Annotated in this window: 16 protein-coding genes and 2 pseudogenes; 5 read left to right on the plus strand and 13 right to left on the minus strand. The window is 58.7% G+C overall.

Going from position 1 to position 18,097, the window contains the following annotated elements; all coding sequences use genetic code 11:
• Positions 1-68 precede the first annotated feature (68 nt).
• The 8 genes and pseudogenes from ATO6_RS22050 to ATO6_RS22085 all read right to left on the minus strand — a co-directional run bounded on the left by ATO6_RS22050 (position 69) and on the right by ATO6_RS22085 (position 9,253).
• Entirely contained in the window at positions 69-1,235 is a 1,167-nt protein-coding gene (locus ATO6_RS22050) for an acyl-CoA dehydrogenase family protein (protein ID WP_176441060.1), read from the minus strand.
• Positions 1,232-2,443, minus strand: coding sequence for a CaiB/BaiF CoA-transferase family protein (locus tag ATO6_RS22055; RefSeq protein WP_088626191.1), 1,212 nt, complete (start codon positions 2,441-2,443; stop codon positions 1,232-1,234). Before ATO6_RS22055 ends, ATO6_RS22050 begins: the two co-directional genes overlap by 4 nt.
• A 123-nt stretch (positions 2,444-2,566) precedes the next feature.
• Positions 2,567-2,989 (minus strand): annotated as a pseudogene (locus ATO6_RS25525) (transposase); the annotation flags it as partial.
• A gap of 202 nt (positions 2,990-3,191) precedes the next feature.
• Positions 3,192-6,272 carry an efflux RND transporter permease subunit gene (locus ATO6_RS22065; RefSeq protein WP_088626193.1) on the minus strand — a complete coding sequence of 1,027 codons (3,081 nt, stop codon included), beginning with the start codon at positions 6,270-6,272 and terminating at the stop codon, positions 3,192-3,194.
• A gap of 27 nt (positions 6,273-6,299) precedes the next feature.
• Entirely contained in the window at positions 6,300-7,403 is a 1,104-nt protein-coding gene (locus ATO6_RS22070; protein ID WP_233145720.1) for an efflux RND transporter periplasmic adaptor subunit, read from the minus strand.
• Between the two features lie 31 nt (positions 7,404-7,434).
• Positions 7,435-7,986, minus strand: a complete 552-nt coding sequence (locus ATO6_RS22075; RefSeq protein WP_254919241.1) for a TetR/AcrR family transcriptional regulator — start codon at positions 7,984-7,986, stop codon at positions 7,435-7,437.
• A 67-nt stretch (positions 7,987-8,053) separates the two neighbouring features.
• Positions 8,054-8,662, minus strand: coding sequence for a TetR/AcrR family transcriptional regulator (locus tag ATO6_RS22080; RefSeq protein WP_043753118.1), 609 nt, complete (start codon positions 8,660-8,662; stop codon positions 8,054-8,056).
• A gap of 237 nt (positions 8,663-8,899) precedes the next feature.
• Positions 8,900-9,253, minus strand: coding sequence for a helix-turn-helix domain-containing protein (locus ATO6_RS22085; RefSeq protein WP_229737775.1), 354 nt, complete (start codon positions 9,251-9,253; stop codon positions 8,900-8,902).
• A gap of 243 nt (positions 9,254-9,496) precedes the next feature.
• Here ATO6_RS22085 and ATO6_RS22090 point away from each other — a divergent pair, with 243 nt between their 5' ends.
• The 5 genes from ATO6_RS22090 to ATO6_RS22110 all read left to right on the plus strand — a co-directional run bounded on the left by ATO6_RS22090 (position 9,497) and on the right by ATO6_RS22110 (position 12,773).
• Positions 9,497-9,793: a hypothetical protein gene (locus tag ATO6_RS22090; RefSeq protein ID WP_233145771.1), complete on the plus strand. Its 297-nt coding sequence runs from the start codon at positions 9,497-9,499 to the stop codon at positions 9,791-9,793.
• A gap of 66 nt (positions 9,794-9,859) precedes the next feature.
• On the plus strand, positions 9,860-10,675 hold the full coding sequence (locus ATO6_RS22095) for a class III extradiol ring-cleavage dioxygenase (RefSeq protein ID WP_088626196.1): 816 nt from the start codon (positions 9,860-9,862) through the stop codon (positions 10,673-10,675).
• An 8-nt stretch (positions 10,676-10,683) separates the two neighbouring features.
• Positions 10,684-11,181: a luciferase family protein gene (locus tag ATO6_RS22100; RefSeq protein ID WP_088626197.1), complete on the plus strand. Its 498-nt coding sequence runs from the start codon at positions 10,684-10,686 to the stop codon at positions 11,179-11,181.
• A 42-nt stretch (positions 11,182-11,223) separates the two neighbouring features.
• Positions 11,224-12,126 carry an SDR family oxidoreductase gene (locus ATO6_RS22105; protein WP_043753128.1) on the plus strand — a complete coding sequence of 301 codons (903 nt, stop codon included), beginning with the start codon at positions 11,224-11,226 and terminating at the stop codon, positions 12,124-12,126.
• Positions 12,126-12,773: a glutathione S-transferase family protein gene (locus ATO6_RS22110; RefSeq protein ID WP_048534191.1), complete on the plus strand. Its 648-nt coding sequence runs from the start codon at positions 12,126-12,128 to the stop codon at positions 12,771-12,773. Before ATO6_RS22105 ends, ATO6_RS22110 begins: the two co-directional genes overlap by 1 nt.
• Before the next feature lie 575 nt (positions 12,774-13,348).
• Here ATO6_RS22110 and ATO6_RS22115 read toward each other — a convergent pair.
• From ATO6_RS22115 to ATO6_RS22135, 5 genes and pseudogenes are all read right to left on the minus strand, one after another.
• Positions 13,349-13,591 (minus strand): annotated as a pseudogene (locus ATO6_RS22115) (integrase core domain-containing protein); the annotation flags it as partial.
• Between the two features lie 48 nt (positions 13,592-13,639).
• On the minus strand, positions 13,640-14,170 hold the full coding sequence (locus ATO6_RS22120) for a transposase (protein ID WP_333909906.1): 531 nt from the start codon (positions 14,168-14,170) through the stop codon (positions 13,640-13,642).
• Between the two features lie 77 nt (positions 14,171-14,247).
• On the minus strand, positions 14,248-15,435 hold the full coding sequence (locus tag ATO6_RS22125; RefSeq protein ID WP_088626198.1) for an acetyl-CoA C-acyltransferase family protein: 1,188 nt from the start codon (positions 15,433-15,435) through the stop codon (positions 14,248-14,250).
• 143 nt (positions 15,436-15,578) lie between these two features.
• Positions 15,579-16,265, minus strand: a complete 687-nt coding sequence (locus tag ATO6_RS22130; RefSeq protein ID WP_088626199.1) for an OmpW family protein — start codon at positions 16,263-16,265, stop codon at positions 15,579-15,581.
• A 93-nt stretch (positions 16,266-16,358) separates the two neighbouring features.
• A complete protein-coding gene (locus ATO6_RS22135; RefSeq protein WP_088626200.1) occupies positions 16,359-17,981 on the minus strand; it encodes a long-chain fatty acid--CoA ligase in 1,623 nt (540 codons plus the stop codon).
• Between the last annotated feature and the right edge of the window lie 116 nt (positions 17,982-18,097).

Raw genomic sequence — 18,097 nt, forward strand, 5'->3', positions numbered from 1 at the left:
GTAATCTAACGGGTGTTAGAAAATTGGTCAAGACAACTTTTCCCACCAGCCCCGCCCGTTATCTCCGATCAGTAAGACTTTGGAAGTCCAAGGGCTTTTTCTGCTATGAACGACAGAAGCATCTGCGGTGTCACCGGTACGATGCGGAACAGCAGAGCTTCACGTACCAGTCGCTCCACGTGATATTCCTTAGCATATCCGAATCCGCCAAACGTAATTTGCGCGGCTTCGGTCGCCTCGACCGCGGCGTCGGCGGCCAAAAGCTTGGCGGCGTTCGCCTCGACGCCGCAGGGTTCTCCCGCATCGTAGAGGGCTGCAGCGTGCATCACCATGAGATTGGCAGATTCCACTCGCGCCCAGGCTTTGGCGAGTGGATGCTGAACACCCTGATTTTGGCCGATCGGGCGGTCAAAAATCACACGTTCGTTTGCATAATGCGCCGCTCGCGCCAGTGCGTTGCGCGCAATACCGATGCATTCACCGGCCACCAGGATGCGTTCGGGATTCAACCCGTGCAAAATTTGCCTAAAGCCTTTGCCCTCCTCCCCGATCAGGTCCTCAGCCGGAATCGGCAATCCATCGATGAAGACTTCGTTCGAATCGACAGCCTTTCGACCCATCTTTTCGATCTCTCGCACGTCAACGAAATTTCGGTCGAGATCTGTATAGAACAGGCTCAGCCCTTCGGTCGGGCTGCTCACATCCTCTAGCCGCGTTGTTCTGGCCAGAAGCAACATCTTGTCCGCCACCTGCGCGGTAGAAATCCAGACTTTTTGTCCGTGCACGACATATCTGTCCCCCTGCCGCACCGCCATGGTCTTCAGCTTTGTGGTGTCTAACCCGGTCGTCGGTTCGGTTACGGCGAAACAGGCCTTTTCATCGCCTGCTATTAGAGGGCCAAGCATACGCGCGCGCTGCTCATCGGTCCCAAACTTCACCACCGGGTTGAGCCCGAAAATGTTCATGTGGATGGCCGAGGCTCCGCTTGCGCCGGCCCCCGACTCGGCAATTGCTTGCATCATTATGGTCGCCTCGGTGATCCCCAGACCGGCGCCGCCGACAGCTTCTGGCATGGCGATACCTAGCCAGCCGCCATCGGCCATTGCCCTGTGCAGATCATGGGGAAAACCACCGTTGCGATCCCGATCCAGCCAATAGTCGTCGTCGAACCCTGCGCAAATCCGCAGAATCTGGTCGCGAATCTCTTGTTGGTCGGCGGTCAATCGCAATGTCATAGCGCGCGCCCTCCCTCCAATCTTACGAGCCCAGCCTCACATAGGGCAGCGATCCGCTCATCGTTAAAACCAAGATCACGCAGAATGCTTTGGCTGTCTGCGCTAGGCGGTCGTCCCAGCCAACGAAGCTGACCGGGCGTCGCGCTGAGATGAGGGACCGGACCAATGACCTGGGTCTGTTCGCCGTCGACCGACACGATGTCCCCACGATGGCGTATCTGCTCGTTCGTCATGATCTCTTCGACGCTCAACACACGCGAGGCAACCGCATCATGGCGGGCGAATACCGCTTCCACTTCCTTAGCCGTGTGCTGCGTGACGAAATCATTGATCGCGTCAAAGACCACCGTCATGTGCCGCGACATCTCGCCCAATGTCGCGAACCGCGGGTCATCGGCGAGGGCATCGCCTCCGACCGCCCGCAACAGGCGCTGCGCGGTTTCCGCGCTCCCTGCCGAAACGCTCAGCCACACCCCATCGGACGTTCGGAACATCCCCCCCGGAGCAAAGTCCATCGGCTGGCGCAGCCCATTGCGTCGCGGCGAGAGGTTCGCGCCAGTCAATGCGGGAACAGGATAATCCATCAACCGAAGCAGGGCCTCGAATACTGCAATATCGACGACCTGACCGCGTACTATCCCCTTTTCGCGAGCAAATAGCGCGATCATGATTCCCAAAGCGCCCATTAGCCCTGTCGTGCTGTCAGCCGCCGGAAAGCCGGGGTGCATCGGCGGCCCGTCGGGAAAACCGGTCAGATGCGCTAATCCACTCATGGCCTCCGCAGCACGCCCAAACGCTGGCAGGTCGCGCATCGGACCGTCCTGTCCGTAACCTGAAACCCGCAAGACAACCAAGTCCGGGTTCCAATCGTGCAAGACGTCTGGCCCAACACCAGCACGTTCCAGCACACCCGGTCGGAAATTCTCGATCAGCACGTCGGCATCTTCGACCAACTTTCGCAGGATGTCCCGGCCCTCGTCGGACTTCCAGTCCAGACCTAGTGTTTTCTTGTTACGGCCCAAAGTCTTCCACCAGACGCCCACCCCATCCTCTGCCTTGGGTCCAAGGTCGCGCATCATATCCGTCCGGTTGGGGGCTTCGATCTTGATGACATCTGCACCAAAATCCGAGAGTAAAGCTGCCGCAAGTGGTCCGGCAATTACGTGACCAAGTTCTATAATCTTCAGTTGATCAAGGGGTCCAGACATCTGCACTTTCGACTTTGCTAATTTTCTAATGGTTGTTCGATTCCTAGCAAAGGCGAAGTCGGATCTCAAGATTCAAAGGTAATCACCTCCCCGAAAACGTAACCGCCCGGTTGTTACCATGGATCAGTTCATTGGCGTCCAGTTCCATGGAAGCGGTTCGTTGAGCGGGTTGGTCATGTGATTGTGGATGCGGTCGAGGATTTCGGCCAGCCAGGCTTGCCGATCGAGGCCGTTCATCTTGGCTGTCTCGACAAGGGACATCGCCCGGGACAGCGTTTCGCCACCGCTGTCGGAGCCTGCAAAAAGCCAGTTTTTTCGCCCGATGCTGATCGGGCGCATGACGCGCTCGGCGGTGTTGTCGTCGATGCCGACGCGGCCATCTCCAAGGAAGAGCTCGAATGACGGCCAGCAGCTGAGACCATAGCGGAAGGCCTTCGCGAGATCGCCCTTGCCGGGAATGCGTAGCAGTTGGGCCTCGGTCCATGCCTTGAAGGCCTAGACCATGGAGCGGGAGTGCGCCTGGCCTGCTGCCAGCCGCAGTTCCGCTGTATTTCGTGCCCTCACGAATTATGGCCAGCCGTGCGTTCTTTTAGGCCTGCGGGACGAAGCGCTCGTCTTTGGCGGCACCGAAGTGGCTCCGACATTCGGCGGTTTTCCCGAAGGCGCGCTTGAGGCGGCGGAATATGCCTACACCGTCCTTAAGATGGGTCGAGGGCGCTCAGAGAAGCGCTTATAACTGCATCTGCGTTCAGGCTGTCGCTGGGGAACCTGAAGGAGCGTTTTCTTTTTTGGGCGGCTTGATCCGGAAGAACAGTGCATAAAATACCGGAACCGCGACCAGCGTCAGGATCGAGGCGAACGCGAGGCCACCCATGATCGTCACGGCCATCGATGCGAAGAAGGCGTCTGGTAAGAGCGGAATCATACCGAAAATCGTTGTGCCCGCAGCCAGCACGACGGGCCTCAAACGGCTGACCGAGCCATCGATCACCGCCTGATAGTCCTCGACACCTTCGGCGCGTTGCTGATCGATTTCTTCCACCAGCACAATGGCATTCTTCATCAGCATCCCGGAAAGGGACAAGAAGCCGAGAAGCGCCGTGAACGTGAACGGGAGCCCCGTGAACAGCAGACCGAGAACCATGCCTGTGACCGACATTGGTACGACGAGCCACAATATCAGCGGCTGGCGCACCTTGTTGAACATCAGGATCGAGATCGTCAGCATCACGATGAGGCTGATCGGAAGCTGCTTGCCGAGACTTTCATTGGCCATCTGCTGGCTTTCGTATTCGCCACCCCACTCCATCGAATAGCCGTCGGGGAGCCGCATCGCTTCGATGTCGTCGCGCACGCTGTTGAAGGCTTCGTTCGCAGTCAGATCCGGTCGCGCACCGCCGAGGACCGTTATCGTACGCTCACGGTCGCGGCGGTGGATAAGGGCCTCGACGAGGCGGGGCTCAAAGCCGGAGACGAGGTTGGCCATCGGCACGTAATCATTTGCACCCGGCGACCAGACGGAGAGATCGCGCAAACGATCCAGCCCGTCGCGCTCGACCTCGGGAAGCCGCAGATACATCGGGATTTCGGCATCGCCTTCGCGCAGGGTGCCGACCCGCAGGCCCGAGGTGCCGTATTGCACGGTGTCGGCGATCGAAGCGCGAGTCGAACCGGCCAACCGCATGCGAGCCTCGTCGACGATGGGTTCGACGAGAATTTCGCGCTGCCGCCAGTCTGTGCGCGAGTTTGTGATCGTGCCGGCCTCGTCGAAGATCGCAAGCGCGTTATCCGATAGCTGCCGAAGGACCACCGGATCGGGTCCGGAAAATCGCACGGCGACATCGGCCCCGGCAGGAGGACCGAAGACGATCTCCTCGACGCGGATAAGAGCATTGGAGAATTGCGCCGGCAGTTCGCGATTGAGACGCGCCGCAACATCGGGGATGAGTGTGGCATCGGTCGCACGCACGATCAGCTGACCGTAGCTCGCATCGGCCTGCTCAGGGTTGTAGGTCAGCATGAAGCGGCTGGCCCCTCGCCCGACCAGTGATGTCACGTCCGTCACGATCTCCTCGCCTAAGAGGATCGCCTCCAGCCGAGCGATTTCTTCATTCGTGACTCGAATGTCCGTGCCTTGCGGCATCTGGAATTCGACGTAGAATATCGGGGTGTTCGACGCCGGAAAAAAAGCCTGTTTGACCTGACCAAAGGCCATGACCGACCAGACCGTGATTCCGACGATCGTCAGGACGACGAGCACGCGGGCGCGCAGCGCCAGCCAGAGGAAACCGCGATAGGCCGAATAGATGAAGCCGCGATAGGGGTCCTTGGAGGTGTCTTTCGGTGCCTTCAGAAGGAGCTTACCCAAATAGGGCGTGACGGTCACGGCGAGTATCCAGCTCATCAGCAGCGAAATCGCGATGACCGCGAAAAGCGAGAACAGGAACTCGCCGGTGGCATCTGGCGACAGTCCAATTCCAGAGAACGCCATGATCCCGATCACGGTGGCCCCGAGCAGGGGAAACGCTGTCGCGGTCTCGGTATCGGCGGCGGCGTCTTCGGCGGACTTGCCCCGCGCCATGCCGATCAGCATGCCTTCGGCGATCACGATAGCGTTGTCGACCAGCATACCCATGGCGATGATCAGCGCCCCGAGACTGATCCGTTCCATCTCGATGCCGAAGACAGACATGAAAAACAGCGTGGAAAACACCGTTAGGCCCAGCGTGGCACCCACGACCAAACCCGCGCGCCAACCCATGGTCAGCATCAGCGCCCCGATGACGATGGCCACGGATTGACCGAGGCCGACGAGAAAGCTCGAGACCGCTTCGTCGACGACCTTATGCTGTTCATAGATTGGTACGATCTCGACGCCGTCCGGCAATTCGGTCTTCAGCTGGTCCAGCCGTGCCTCGACCGATCTGCCGACCTCGACAACGTTACGGTCCACGAGCGCCGAGACCCCGAGGGTGAAGGCCCGCGTGCCATTGTGACGCACGATCTGGCTCGGCCGCTCCGTCTCCTCTCGGACCACGCGGGCAATGTCGTAGAGCGCAATCTGCCCGACCTCTCCGGGGGCGCCGAGCCGCAGCGCCTCTATGCCCTCGACGCTGACAAAACCCGGCGGAACGGACACACCTAGCCGAGAAAGCCCCTCGCTGATCTCGCCGTTGGAGAAAACCTGGTTCTCGTCAGCGATGATACCGAGGATCTGGTCAGGCGGCAGACCCAGTTCGGTCAGTCGCGCCGAAGGGATCGAAATGATGATCTCCTCTTCAGCCAGTCCCCGAACCTCGATCTTGGCCACCCCGTCGACGGTGACAAGTCCGCGACGCAATTTGGTCGCGAGGTCTCGCTGTTCCGTGGCGCTCAACCCATCGGCCGTCACGGCATAGAACATGCCGTAGACGTCGCCGAAATCGTCATTGATAATCGGAGACTGCGCACCGGAGGGAAGCTCTCCTTCGATGTCGCGGATACGGCGGCGCATCTCGTCCCAGACCTGCGGGATCTCGTCGGGCCCATAGGTCATCTCGATCTCGACCGTGATCTGGGCCATGCCCGGCATGGATTTCGATTCCACCCGGTCGAGCTGCTTCATCTGTTGGAGTGCGCTTTCCACGACATCGGTGACTTCCTCTTCCACCTCCATCGCCGTCGCGCCCGGATAGGGCACGAAAACGAGCGCCGTCTTGAGCGTGAAACTCGGGTCTTCGAGGCGTCCGACCGTGTTCAGCCCCCACAAACCGCCGAGAAGGCAAAAGATAATTGCCAGCCAAACGGCGACCGGACGTCGGATGCTTGCGCGGGAAATACTCATTGTCATGGTTTCGGTTTTCCGGTCCAGGATCGTTCAGAGGCCGCGAACCGCGACTGTTTCGTTTTCCTTCAGGCGCCACCACCCGCCGGACACAACCAGTTCGTCTCCGGAGAGCCCCTCAAGCACGACGATTTCGTCGTCGTTTGGCAGCCCCAGGCGGATCGTCTTACGGGACACCCGGCCGGTCCCCTCGTCATACAGCCAGATGGACGGCTCGCTCCGGCTCGTCGTGTCGATCGCTGAGACCGGGACGACTACCAACCGCGATTGCGCACCCTCCGCGGCGGCGGCTACGCGCACATTCGCCGTCATTCCGGGCAGCAATCTCGGGTCGATGGCGCCCTCGATTGCAAACTCGACGTCATAGGTTTGGGCTGTGGGGTCTGCATCGGTCACGAATGTCCGCAGATACAGAGTTGCGTCATATCCCGGCACAGCGGGGAAAGAGGCGGTTACCCTGAATGCATCGGGCTGGGCCCGTGCGATCGCGGCGAGTTCCTCGGGCAGCGAAATCCGCACCCGCATTTCACTGATGTCCTGCAACCTGGCAATCGGAGCCGCAGGGGTGACGTTCGAAAACTCCTCCAGAAAGATGCGCGCGACAATGGCCTCGAAGGGCGCCGAGATCGTGGCTTGAGCCAGACGACGCTTCGCTTCACGGAGGGCGACTTCTGCCTGGGCAAGCTGCGCGCGGTTCGTTTCAAGTCGGGCGTCGGTCGCCACCCCCCTCTCGGTCAGACTCAACGCACGATCGTATTCGGATTTTGCGAGGTCGAAAGAGGCCTGTGCCCGGTCCAGAGCCAATTCGAAATCTACCGGGTCGAGCGCGGCGATTAAATCGCCTTTCTCGACCCGAGTCCCAGCATCTACCGCGAGGTCGGAAAGCTGACCCGAAACCTGAAAGGCAATATCCACGGTCCGGGCGGGCTCCACGCGGCCTGCCAGGCTGCGCGCCCTATCGCTATCGCGAAGCTCGGCACGCGATACTTCGACCGTGACCGGTTGGGCGATGTCTTGCTCGGCGCTCCCTTGCGCATCGGCACCGGAAACCTCATCCGTAGTCTGCGCGAAGACCTTGGATGCGAGGTTCGGGCCGAATTGCACGAGAAGGACAATGGCGAGAAGGAGGGCGACCAATCCGGCGACACCTCCTCGGAAGTATCTGGTTCTATTCGAGCTCATCGATCATGTCCTTGAATCTGTCGATGGTGGCGTCTTGCTGATCGGCATCACCATCCGCGAGGCGAAGGAGCCTCTGGAAACGAAGACCCTGGATCGCCAAAAAGAGAACCATCGCCGCAGTGTCGTCCTGCGCGTCCGAACGGATGCGCTCGACATCACGGGACAGTTCTTTTCTCAGCGGGTCCAGAAGATTCGGATCCGACGCCGAAACCGCGAGAATAGCCATCGAAAGGTCATCATCGGTGCTTCCGGCTTGCAGAACTGTCTCGAGATGACCGCGCAGGGTGCGGGAACTGTGCCCTTCCGGGACCGACGCCAGACGTTCGCGGTGCTCCGCGAGCATTTCGTCGAGCAGCCCGGCCAGAAGCGCTTTCTTGGTGGCGAAGTTGTACAACACCCCACCCTTGCTGAGGCCGGATTCCCGAGCGACGGCGTCGATCGTGATCCTTCCCGCGCCTTCTCGCAGCGCAATCGCCCGCGCAGCGCCGAGAATCTTCGGCGAGGCGTTCTTCGGTTGCTTTTCCACTTGTGCAGTCACCCTGTACCGTCCGGTCGGTTAAGTCATTGGGCGAGCTAATGCGCTGCCCCGTATTTGGCAAGCGAGCTCAATCTGAAAATTTGTCTCTGTGGCCGCTACCGTAAAGTCGCAGGAATGCAGCGACCGCTTCGCGCGCATGTTGCTCGCGGTGGACAGCTCGTTTCACTGCGAGAAGGCGCGGCATAAGTAGCCCCGAAACGCAAAGGTGTATGAAGTGATCGGACGCGCGCCGGTCGTCATCGACATCGAGCGCGCCTTCGCGCGTAAGGCGCTCCAGAATCCTACCGACGAGTTCGCGAGCAGGTTTCGGGCCTGCGCGAAAATAAACCTCACCCACTTCGGGCAGTGCCTCGGAGGCGCCAACGCACGTTCGCAGGAGACGGATGTAGGTGTCGTCCAAGGTGAGGTCGACCATGCGAAGGGCGAGTTCTTCCAACTGGGCGCGCGGCTCCAAAGACGCGATCAAGGGCCGGAGGATTTCGTCCGCAAGCCGACCGCATTCGGATTCAACCACGCTCAGGAACAGTTGCTCCTTGGTCGGGTAATACGAATACATGGTTGCCTTCGACACTTTTCCTTCAGCGGCAATCGCATCGACCGTGGCTCCTTCGTAACCGCATCGGAAGAAAACCTCGCGCGCACCAATCATGACGTCGGCCATTTTTCTCACGGGCATCTCGTTCTCTCTATCCCAGGCAGGACTAGGCGGTTACAAGCTTTACTGTACCGTCTAGTGAGTATAGTAGATAGAAGTTGATTTAGCAGCAAAACGTAAAGCTGTGCGGATCTACCCCACCAAGCGCCGCTTGGCGGCTTTTTCTAGCGCCGTTTTCAATTCGTCATGGGCTTCGGGTCTGATTCTGCCTGAGTTGTTCTCGGGCGAGGGATTATCCCGCGAACAGGAGGGGTACCGTCATTCTGCCGCGCTTGCGGTCCCGACAAAGGCACCCTCGGCCTCCCAGCGGCGTGCGATCGAGCCAAGCTTGTCCAGCACGCCGCGCAGTTCCGCGCCGCGCTCAGTCAGCCCGTAGGTGACAGCGGGTGGGATGGTCATGGCCTGCTCGCGCCATACAACGCCAGCATGTTCCAGCATTCTCAGCCTCTCGGTCAGGACCCGGGTGGAAATGCCGGGCACCAAACGCTTGAGCGCGCCGAAACGCTGCGGTCCCTGCTCGGACAGAACCCAGAGTATATAGATCGTCCAAGGGCCTGTGATGACACGCAGAAGCGCCTCCATCGGGCATGAGGGGGGCTGGACGCTCTTCATCGTGGATTATCCTCGCGGTTAAAGTAATCTAGTTACTTTTAAGTGCCTACTTTCACGGACGATGCAAGACACCTAAAGGTACTTAGAGCGGAAACTGCGGCTGAACAAGCCCTTGCAAACAGGGAGTGCGGTGATGAGTGACAACGTGGCAAAGTATGTCTACTGGATCGCGACCGGCCTTGTGGCGCTGGTCTATCTGGGTGGGCGACTTTCTACATCTCATCCCACGATATGGTCGCGGGCATGTATCGCGAGGTGTTGAGCTATCCCACATACATCATCTGGCCGCTCGCGATTTTGAAGATTGTCGGCGCGGTGGTGATTCTTTGGCGCCCTTCGGCGATGCTGGCGGACTGGGCTTACGCGGCGATGTTCTGGCATCTGGTGTTGGCGTTCGGGGCGCATGTGGGCGCGGGCGATCCAGGCTGGCCACCGGCTCTTGCGACCTGGGTGCTCCTGATCGCCTCGTGGATGACAGCCAATCGCGTGCGTGCGGTAAAGTCGGCATATGCGCCGACGTTTCCGACAGAGACGAATTAATCCGATGCGGAGTTGCCACGGCGCTGGCCATCCACCCTCGGGCTTGGGGTTCAAAAGGACGACAGAATGACCGAAAGGCAGCCGACAGTGTTTGTTCCCCAAGGAGGCGGCCCTTGCTTCTTCATGGACTGGAACCCGCCTGACACCTGGGACAGGCACCGCAGCTTCCTTGAGGCTTTGCCTGCGAGCCTGCCGGCAAAGCCCAAGGCGCTTCTCGTGATCTCAGGCCATTGGGAGGAACGGGTGTTTACCGTGCAGACCAACTCCGCGCCGCCGCTGCTGTTCGACTATCAGGGGTTTCCCCCCCATACTTATCAGCTGACCTGGCCCGCGCTAGGCGATCCTACGCTGGCGGCCCGTGCAAGCGAGCTATTGAATGGCGCGGGTTTTGAAACCCGGGCCGACGCCACGCGTGGCTTCGATCATGGGGTGTTTGTTCCGCTAAAGGTGGCTTTGCCTGAGGCCGACATACCTACCGTCCAACTGAGCCTGCGCGACGATCTCGACGCTGAGGCGCATCTTGCTGCTGGTCGCGCGTTGGCGCCCTTGCGAGACGAAGGTGTTCTGATCATCGGGTCCGGCAACACCTATCACAACATGGGCAAGATGATGCGGGCGATGAGGGGCGGACCCGATGGCCCGGTGAACGGCGGCGACTTTGACCGATGGCTCACGGGTGCGGTGACCCATGAAGACCCCGGGGCGCGCCGCGCCATGCTGGCTGCTTGGGATCGGGCACTCGGCGCACGCGACGCCAATCCGCGCGAGGAACATCTAATTCCATTGCACGTCGTGGCCGGCGCCGCGCTTGCGGATCGGGGGGAAAAGACCCTCGAGGATCACGTATTGGGCGCGGTCGAAAGCGCGTTCAGATTTGGATAGGACCAGATATGTGCTTCGAACTTCCCTTGCGGCAGGGTCCGCGCCCCGAAGCCACCGAGTGCGCCCCGCATGAGCAAGTGTCGCAGAACTCCTCGGCCGAGATTCACGCATTGTTCAAGCAGAAGGCCTTCGCCCTGCCCTTCGTCGAGCGTTGCCGATCGGGTATTTCGGTCCCCGGCGCCGAGGCATTAGTCCTGCCGCGGCCGCATGCCTGCGGCCCGCGCGAAGCCTTCATGATCGGACGCGAATTTGAGCATGTGCATCCCGCCTATGACGGTTCGTCGCACATGATGCTGCCGCTGCCGGCGATTGAGGAACTCATCGCGAAGGGATGGGGCGAACAGCACCCGATGGCCTCGGCCGGATACATCCCGGCCAATGCGATCATGGCCTTTGCTCCACGCGATGAGGCAGAGGTCGATGTGATGATCAAAATCCTGACCACAAGCTGGGGTTTCGCGCGCGGCAAGCTGGCGAATCCCGCCCCCACCCAAATCCACGATTGATCGCAAGCGCGCTTGCAGAAACATCAAGATAAGAGAGATACCATGTCCAACATCCAGAACGGCCCCTTCATCGTGACCGGCGCGTCCGGACAACTTGGCCGGCAGGTGGTCGACCTGCTGGTTCAGGCAGGTGCCGGGCCGGTCATCGCGATCTCGCGCACTCCCGACAAGCTTGCCGATCTGGCGGGAAAAAGAGTCGAGGCGCGCGAGGGCGATTTCAACGACCCGGCTTCTCTTGAAGCAGCCTTCGCGGGCGGCAAGCGTCTCCTCATCATCTCTACCGACGATCTGGAGCCGGGCAAGCGGCTCGCAGCTCATTCCAATGCGATTGCTGCGGCCAAGACGGTAGGTATCGACCACATCGTCTATACCTCCTTCGCAGGCCCAGTCGCGGAAAGTCCAATCGGATTCGCTCAAGACCACGAAGGGACCGAGAAGCTGATCACGGAAAGTGGGGCGGATCATTCGATCCTGCGCAACAATATGTACACCGACTTTCTGTTGATGGGCGGCCAGCAGAGCGTCGCCATGGGCACGCATTTCTCCGCCGCAGCAGATGGCAAGACCGGATATGTGACACGCGCGGATTGCGCCCGTGCCGCAGCCGCGGCGCTAATGAAAGCTACGGGAAGGAAGACCCTCGATATCACCGGGCCGGAGACGGTCAGCCAGGCCGAGGTCGCGGCGATCTTGTCCGAAATTGCGGGTAAGGAAATCCCCTATGTCGCCCTGCCCGCCGAGGATCTGGTGCAGGCGATGATCGCAAATGGACTGCCGGAGTTCATGGCGAGGGTCTTTGCCTCCTTCGACGAAGCAATCGCGCAGGGCTATCTCGATGTGGCCAGCGGCGATCTCGAATCGCTCACCGGCAAGCCCGGACAGTCGGTGGCCGATTTCCTGGCCGCTAACCGCGCGGCGCTTCTTCAGGCGCCGCAGGAACAATAATGCTGGAAAATGTCATGAGGCTTTACAACGCGAACTTCTCACCGAATGCGCTGCGTGTACGGGCGGTGGCGCACGAACTGGGCGTGGAACTCGAAATCGTCGAGGTCGACATCCGTGCCGGGGACAACCGCGCGGCGGAATTTCTTGCCCGCAATTCAAATGCAAAGGTGCCTGTTTTGGAGGACGGGAATTTCGTGCTCTGGGAGTCCCGGGCGATCTGTGCCTATCTGGCCGGGATCCGGCCCGAGGCAGGGCTCTATCCTGATGGCCTCAAGACGCGGGCCCTCGTCGATCAGTGGGCCTGGTGGCAAGCCATCCACCTTGGCCCGGCGATGCAGAAGTTGTCCTTTGAGCTGTTCCTCAAAGAGAAATTCGGCATGGGCGATCCTGATCCTACTGTGGTCGAAGTGGAACGGAAAGCCACCGATCAGTTCCTTGCCGTTCTGGAAACCGGACTCGACGATAAGGATTGGATTGCAGGCGCACTCAGCCTTGCCGACTTCTATCTGGCGACCACATTCATGTATCGCGACCAAGCGGGGATTTCGCTGGACGAATTCCCCAGAATCGCGGGCTGGATCGGACGGCTTGAAGCGCGTGACAGCTGGCAGAAGGCCGTAGCACCGCTTCTTGCGCTCTTCGCCTGACATCGCGCTCGCCGCGATGATTGAACGATCTGCATCACGTCCGGCGATCGGCCCGCTATCAGATTTAGACATGAGCAGGAAGCGTCGCATGACAGAAATTAGCCGCAGACAGCCGCGACAACCAACCTGACAAGAGTTCCTCCGGAAGCAATGCGGCGGTTTTGGGATGTAAATGCTGTGTCTCATCCCGATCTTTAGAGTTTTCGCGCGGGGTGTATTCATCAGGTCCGATAACTCAGCATCCGTCGCGCCAATGGAGCACGTGCCGTTCGTCCAAGACAAAGACTGATCTCACAGCCTCCGCGAGCGGGATGCCGAGCACAGTGTAACCGTGCAGGACAGCTATGCGGGTGTCACTGTTCCCTTAATTCTTGGACGCTGATGTATGTGACCGTTCAGAACGCGGGGTCATGCTGCCCTGAGCAAGGGTGGTGTAGGACTTATGAAGCTCGCAATGTTGCCTGCAATAGGCTGCTTCGGGGCTTCATATTTCGTTCGTTCGGACAGGTCCCCGTTCAGCACGGAAGCCAAAACAGTGAGCTGCTCCCCAACGCTTGGACAGTTTCCTGGGTGATTTAAGCTACTCTCTGCCCCTGCTGGTCGGTTTTGATTTGGTTGAAGTAGACCACGGCGGGTGGCTGTCCGCCATGGGCGGCGTGGGGCCGCTGGTGGTTGTAGAAGGTGATCCATCGGCCAACGCCGGCCTTGGCTTGCGAACCGGTCTCCCAGGCGTGAAGGTAGACGCACTCATACTTCAGCGATCGCCAGAGGCGCTCGATGAAGATGTTGTCGAGGCAGCGCCCCTTGCCGTCCAGGGAGTGTCCTGAACTCTGTGTATCTGGCCCGGTCCATGCGGTTTCAGATACTCAAGCGTCGAAGCGCTCGCCGAACATTATGGCGAACTGGTTGCGGGATGCAAACCATTCCCGGACATTTCGGCCATCCTTCTCGAATTTGCGGATTGCCAGGTAGATCAGCTTGGTTGCGGCCTCGTCGGTCGGGAACGAGCCGCGCGTCTTGATCGATTTTCGGATCACGCGGTTCAGACTTTCTATGGCATTCGTCGTGTAGATGATTTTCCGGATCGCCGGATCGAAGCCAAAGAACGGGATCACCTCGGCCCACGCCCGGCGCCAGGCCGGGGCGATGGAGGCGTATTTCCCGGCCCATTTTTCCTCGAAGCCATCGAGCTCGGCCTCGGCCAAATCGGCGGTCGGGGCGTAAAACCCGAGTTTGGTCCTTTGTCCGAGCCAGCGGACTTCGACGTATTTCACCAATAGCGGACAGGGTCGGTATTTGCTGGCGGCGAGCCCGTCGTTAAGCACGCCCATGGAGAGTCCGGGTCCGATGGACCCCATGATCGAGACCATGTCGCCAATGATCAGGTTCGAGCCCATCAGCTGACTGAGCTGGGCGATCGGCGTGGCCAGAACAACCCCGTAGCCATCGGCAAGCGTGTTCAAAAGCGGCACGTTTACGTCGAAGGCCTGATAGCTTCCATAGCAACCGCGATGCCCTGCCCACCACCAATGCACATGGTTACCAGAGCCCGTTTCAAACCTGTACGCTCTAGCTCGTAGAGCGCCTTTAGAAAGATTATAACCCCCGATGCCCCGATCGGGTGTCCAAGAGCTATTGCGCCACCATTGGGATTCACCTTGTTATTGTCCAAACCAAGAGTCTTGCTCACAGCTAAAGCTTGCGCCGCAAAAGCCTCATTCGACTCGATCACATCAAAATCTGAAATTGTCAGTCCTGTTCTCTTTAGAAGACCTGATACCGCTGGAATTGGCCCAATCCCCATGATGTCCGGACGCACGCCTGCTATATGATAGCCGAGCAGCCTTGCTCGCGGTATCAATCCCGCTCTGGCTGCAGTATCTGCAGTCGCTAATACAACTGCGGCGGCCCCGTCATTTAGGCCCGAAGCATTTCCCGCCGTGACGGTACCATCCTTCTGGAAGGCTGGGCGCAGGTTTCCAAGCGATTCCAGTGTACTTGCCTTAGGATGTTCATCAGTATCAAAAGACACCATGTTGCGTTTGACCTTCACCTCGACGGGAACAATCTGGGATTTGAAATACCCGTTATTGATCGCGTTCAGGGCGCGCTCCTGACTTTGCAGTGCAAACTCGTCTTGAACCTCGCGGGTAATTGCATATTCTGAGGCAACATTTTCCGCCGTGACCCCCATATGCCCTGTGCCAAACGGACAATTGAGTGCGCCGAGCATCATGTCGGTTGCACCAGTGTCGCCCATTTTTTGCCCCCAGCGGATGGCCGGCATGATATACGGCGAGCGGCTCATGCTTTCGCTGCCACCGGCAAGTGCTATGGCCGCATCTCCCTGAATCAACGACTGCGCCGCAGACACGATGGCTTGAAGCCCAGAACCGCAGAGCCGGTTTACGTTCATTGCAGGCGCTTCTTCTGGCACTCCGGACCCAATTGCGACCGCGCGGCTAAGATACATATCACGCGGCTCAGTATTAATAACATGACCAAACACCACATTTTCAATTTGCCTGCCATCGATGCCAGAGCGAGCAATCGCCTCTTTCGCCACGATCTCCCCAAGCTCGATGGGCGGCGTGTTGGCAAGAGCCCCTCCAAAGGTTCCGATGGCTGTTCGCGCACCGTCCAATACTACGATATCTTTCATTTTTTCACCGTTGCTTCGTTCTGCATCAAAAAGACCGCGTTGGTCCGTTGCCCAGTACAGAAATCATTTTTCAAGAAGTTCGGAAGTAAATGTTCCGAGGCGCGACACGCGCGCTCCGGGTTACTTCCGTCAGAAACGACACCTTAAAACCGGTAGGCAACACCGATATTCAAGATTGTTGGGTCCACCGAAACTTTGCCTCTGACCGGCGCCCCGCCGAGTGTCCCAGAGATATCTGTTTCGAATGGGGTATAACGTATATCAGCATTGGCAAACCAATTGTCGCTCATTTGATAGCGCATTCCAACTTGGAGAGCAGGCGCCCAGGCGTCTTTCAAGTCGAAGTCCGCGAGAGCATCCCCTTGTTCTTCCAGAAACAAGATTCGAGCGATACCGGCACCAACATAAGGGCTAACGGATGAACTAGTCGAAAAGTGGTATTGAAGGGACAATATGGCAGGGCCGTATTTTGTCTCTCCGACGGTCATCCCCCCCAAGCTGCCGGTTCCTGTAAGATCGGCGGTTGCAGGAAAACCACCAAAAAAATTCAATGCCAAAGATGAATTCAAGAAATAAGAAACATCGAAACTCAGTGTGGTGTCATCGGAGATATCGATACCAGACCCCGGTATTGGCGCACCGCCCGCGCTGATTGAATCCAACGTTTCGTTCGTGAATACTTTCGCCGCATTCAGGCCAAAAAGCCAGTCGCCTTTGGAGTAAAGCGGTTCCGCATTTGCGACGCTGAACGACGAAAAGCAACCAAGCATCGTGATCAACACAAACTTCGAGGCAAAAGACCCCTTGGATTTTACCTTATATTGTTTCATTTATTCCTCCCTTTTGGTCGTTTTTCCGCGCATTTTGCTCGGTCTCAAGGAGGCGGAACATGCGATCTGCAAATCCGCCTGCCTGTTTTCAGGCTACGCCAGAAGCACGTCTCCATATGCTTCCCGCAGCTTGTTCTTCAGCACCTTGCCAGTTGCGTTTCGTGGAAGTTCATCCACAAAAACGACCGCATCCGGGATCTGCCATTTGGCGACTTTGTCGGAGAAGAAGGAAATCACATCCTTCTCTGACACTCTTGCTCCTGGAGCCTTTACAGCGACAAGGACCGGCCGTTCGTCCCATTTTACATGCTTCGCTGCAATTGCTGCGGCATCTGCAATACCGGGATGACCGACCGCGATTCCTTCAAGTTCGACGGTGGAAATCCATTCCCCGCCCGATTTGATGATGTCCTTGGAGCGGTCTCGAATCGTCATGAACCCATCAGCATCAATCGAGGCCACATCGCCGGTTTCAAACCATCCATCGGATTCCAAAGTCGTGCCCGGTTCCACACCGAAATAGCTGTCTACGACCCAATGGCCGCGAATGCGAAGATTGCCTTGCGCCGCCCCATCCTCGGGAATTGTACTGCCTGCATCGTCGACGATCTTGAGTTCCACACCGTAGGGCGGGCGGCCCTGGCTTTCGCGCACTTTCGCCTGTTCTTCCACGGTCATGCCCGCATGGCGTTCCAGCAAGGCATTCGCAGTCCCCAGAGGCGAGGTTTCTGTCATGCCCCAGGCGTGCACGACTTCGGTGCCATATTTGTCGCGGAATTCAGCGATCATTGACGGGGGACAAGCCGACCCACCGACCACCGTCCGTGTGAGGGTCTCGGCTTTGGAGCCAAGCTTGTCGAGCGATGCAAGCAGCCCCTGCCAGATTGTAGGAACACCAAGCGCGACCGTCACGCCTTCGTCGTCGATCAGCCTTGCGAGGCTGTCACCATCAAGCCCCGGACCGGGCAAGACCAGCTTGGCGCCGACCATCGCGGCGGCATAGGGGATGCCCCAGGCATTGACGTGGAACATCGGAACCACCGGCATCATCACTTCGCGCGCTGAAATGTTCAGCGTATCGGGAAGAGCCGCGCCCAAGGAATGCAAAACCGTAGAGCGGTGCGAATAAAGAACGCCCTTGGGATTTCCGGTGGTGCCGGAGGTATAGCAAAGGCTGGAGGCGTCATTTTCGTCGACATCCACCCAATCGGCGTTTTCGTCCCCCGTGGCCAGGAAGTCCTCGTAGAATATAAGTCCGGGGATCTTGCTGGCTGCCTTTTCGTCACGCGCGGACATGAGAACGAAGGTGTCGACAGTTGTCAGCTTCTCTCTGATCCCTTCGATGATCGGCAGGAACGTCTCGTCAAAAAATATGACCCGGTCTTCCGCGTGGTTGATGATATAGACAAGCTGTTCGGGGAAGAGGCGCGGATTGATCGTGTGGCACACCAGTCCACCGCAGGAAATGCCGAAGTAGCATTCCAGATGCCGCGCGTTGTTCCACGCGATCGTCGCCACGCGATCCCCTTTGAAGAGCCCCAGCTTTGTCAGCGCGGAGCCGAGCTGACGGGCTCTATCCGAAATCCCTTTCCAGTTCGTCTTTGTCTTTGTGCCATCTGTTTCCACCGACACGATCTCGGTGTTGCCATGATAGCGAGCGCCGTGATCAATGAGTGAGTGTATTGTGAGGGGCATCGCCATCATTTGTCCGCGCATTTAGCTTCCTTTCCGGATTTGTGTTTGGGAGCGGCTATTTGGTCGGTCTGGTAGGCTCGCAAGCCGCTAGTCGCGGCTTGCAGTTTCTTACAACAAATCCCATCGCATCCTTGGCA

Source organism: Oceanicola sp. 22II-s10i (assembly GCF_002210105.1).
In the GTDB taxonomy this organism is placed as follows: Bacteria; Pseudomonadota; Alphaproteobacteria; order Rhodobacterales; family Rhodobacteraceae; genus Pseudooceanicola.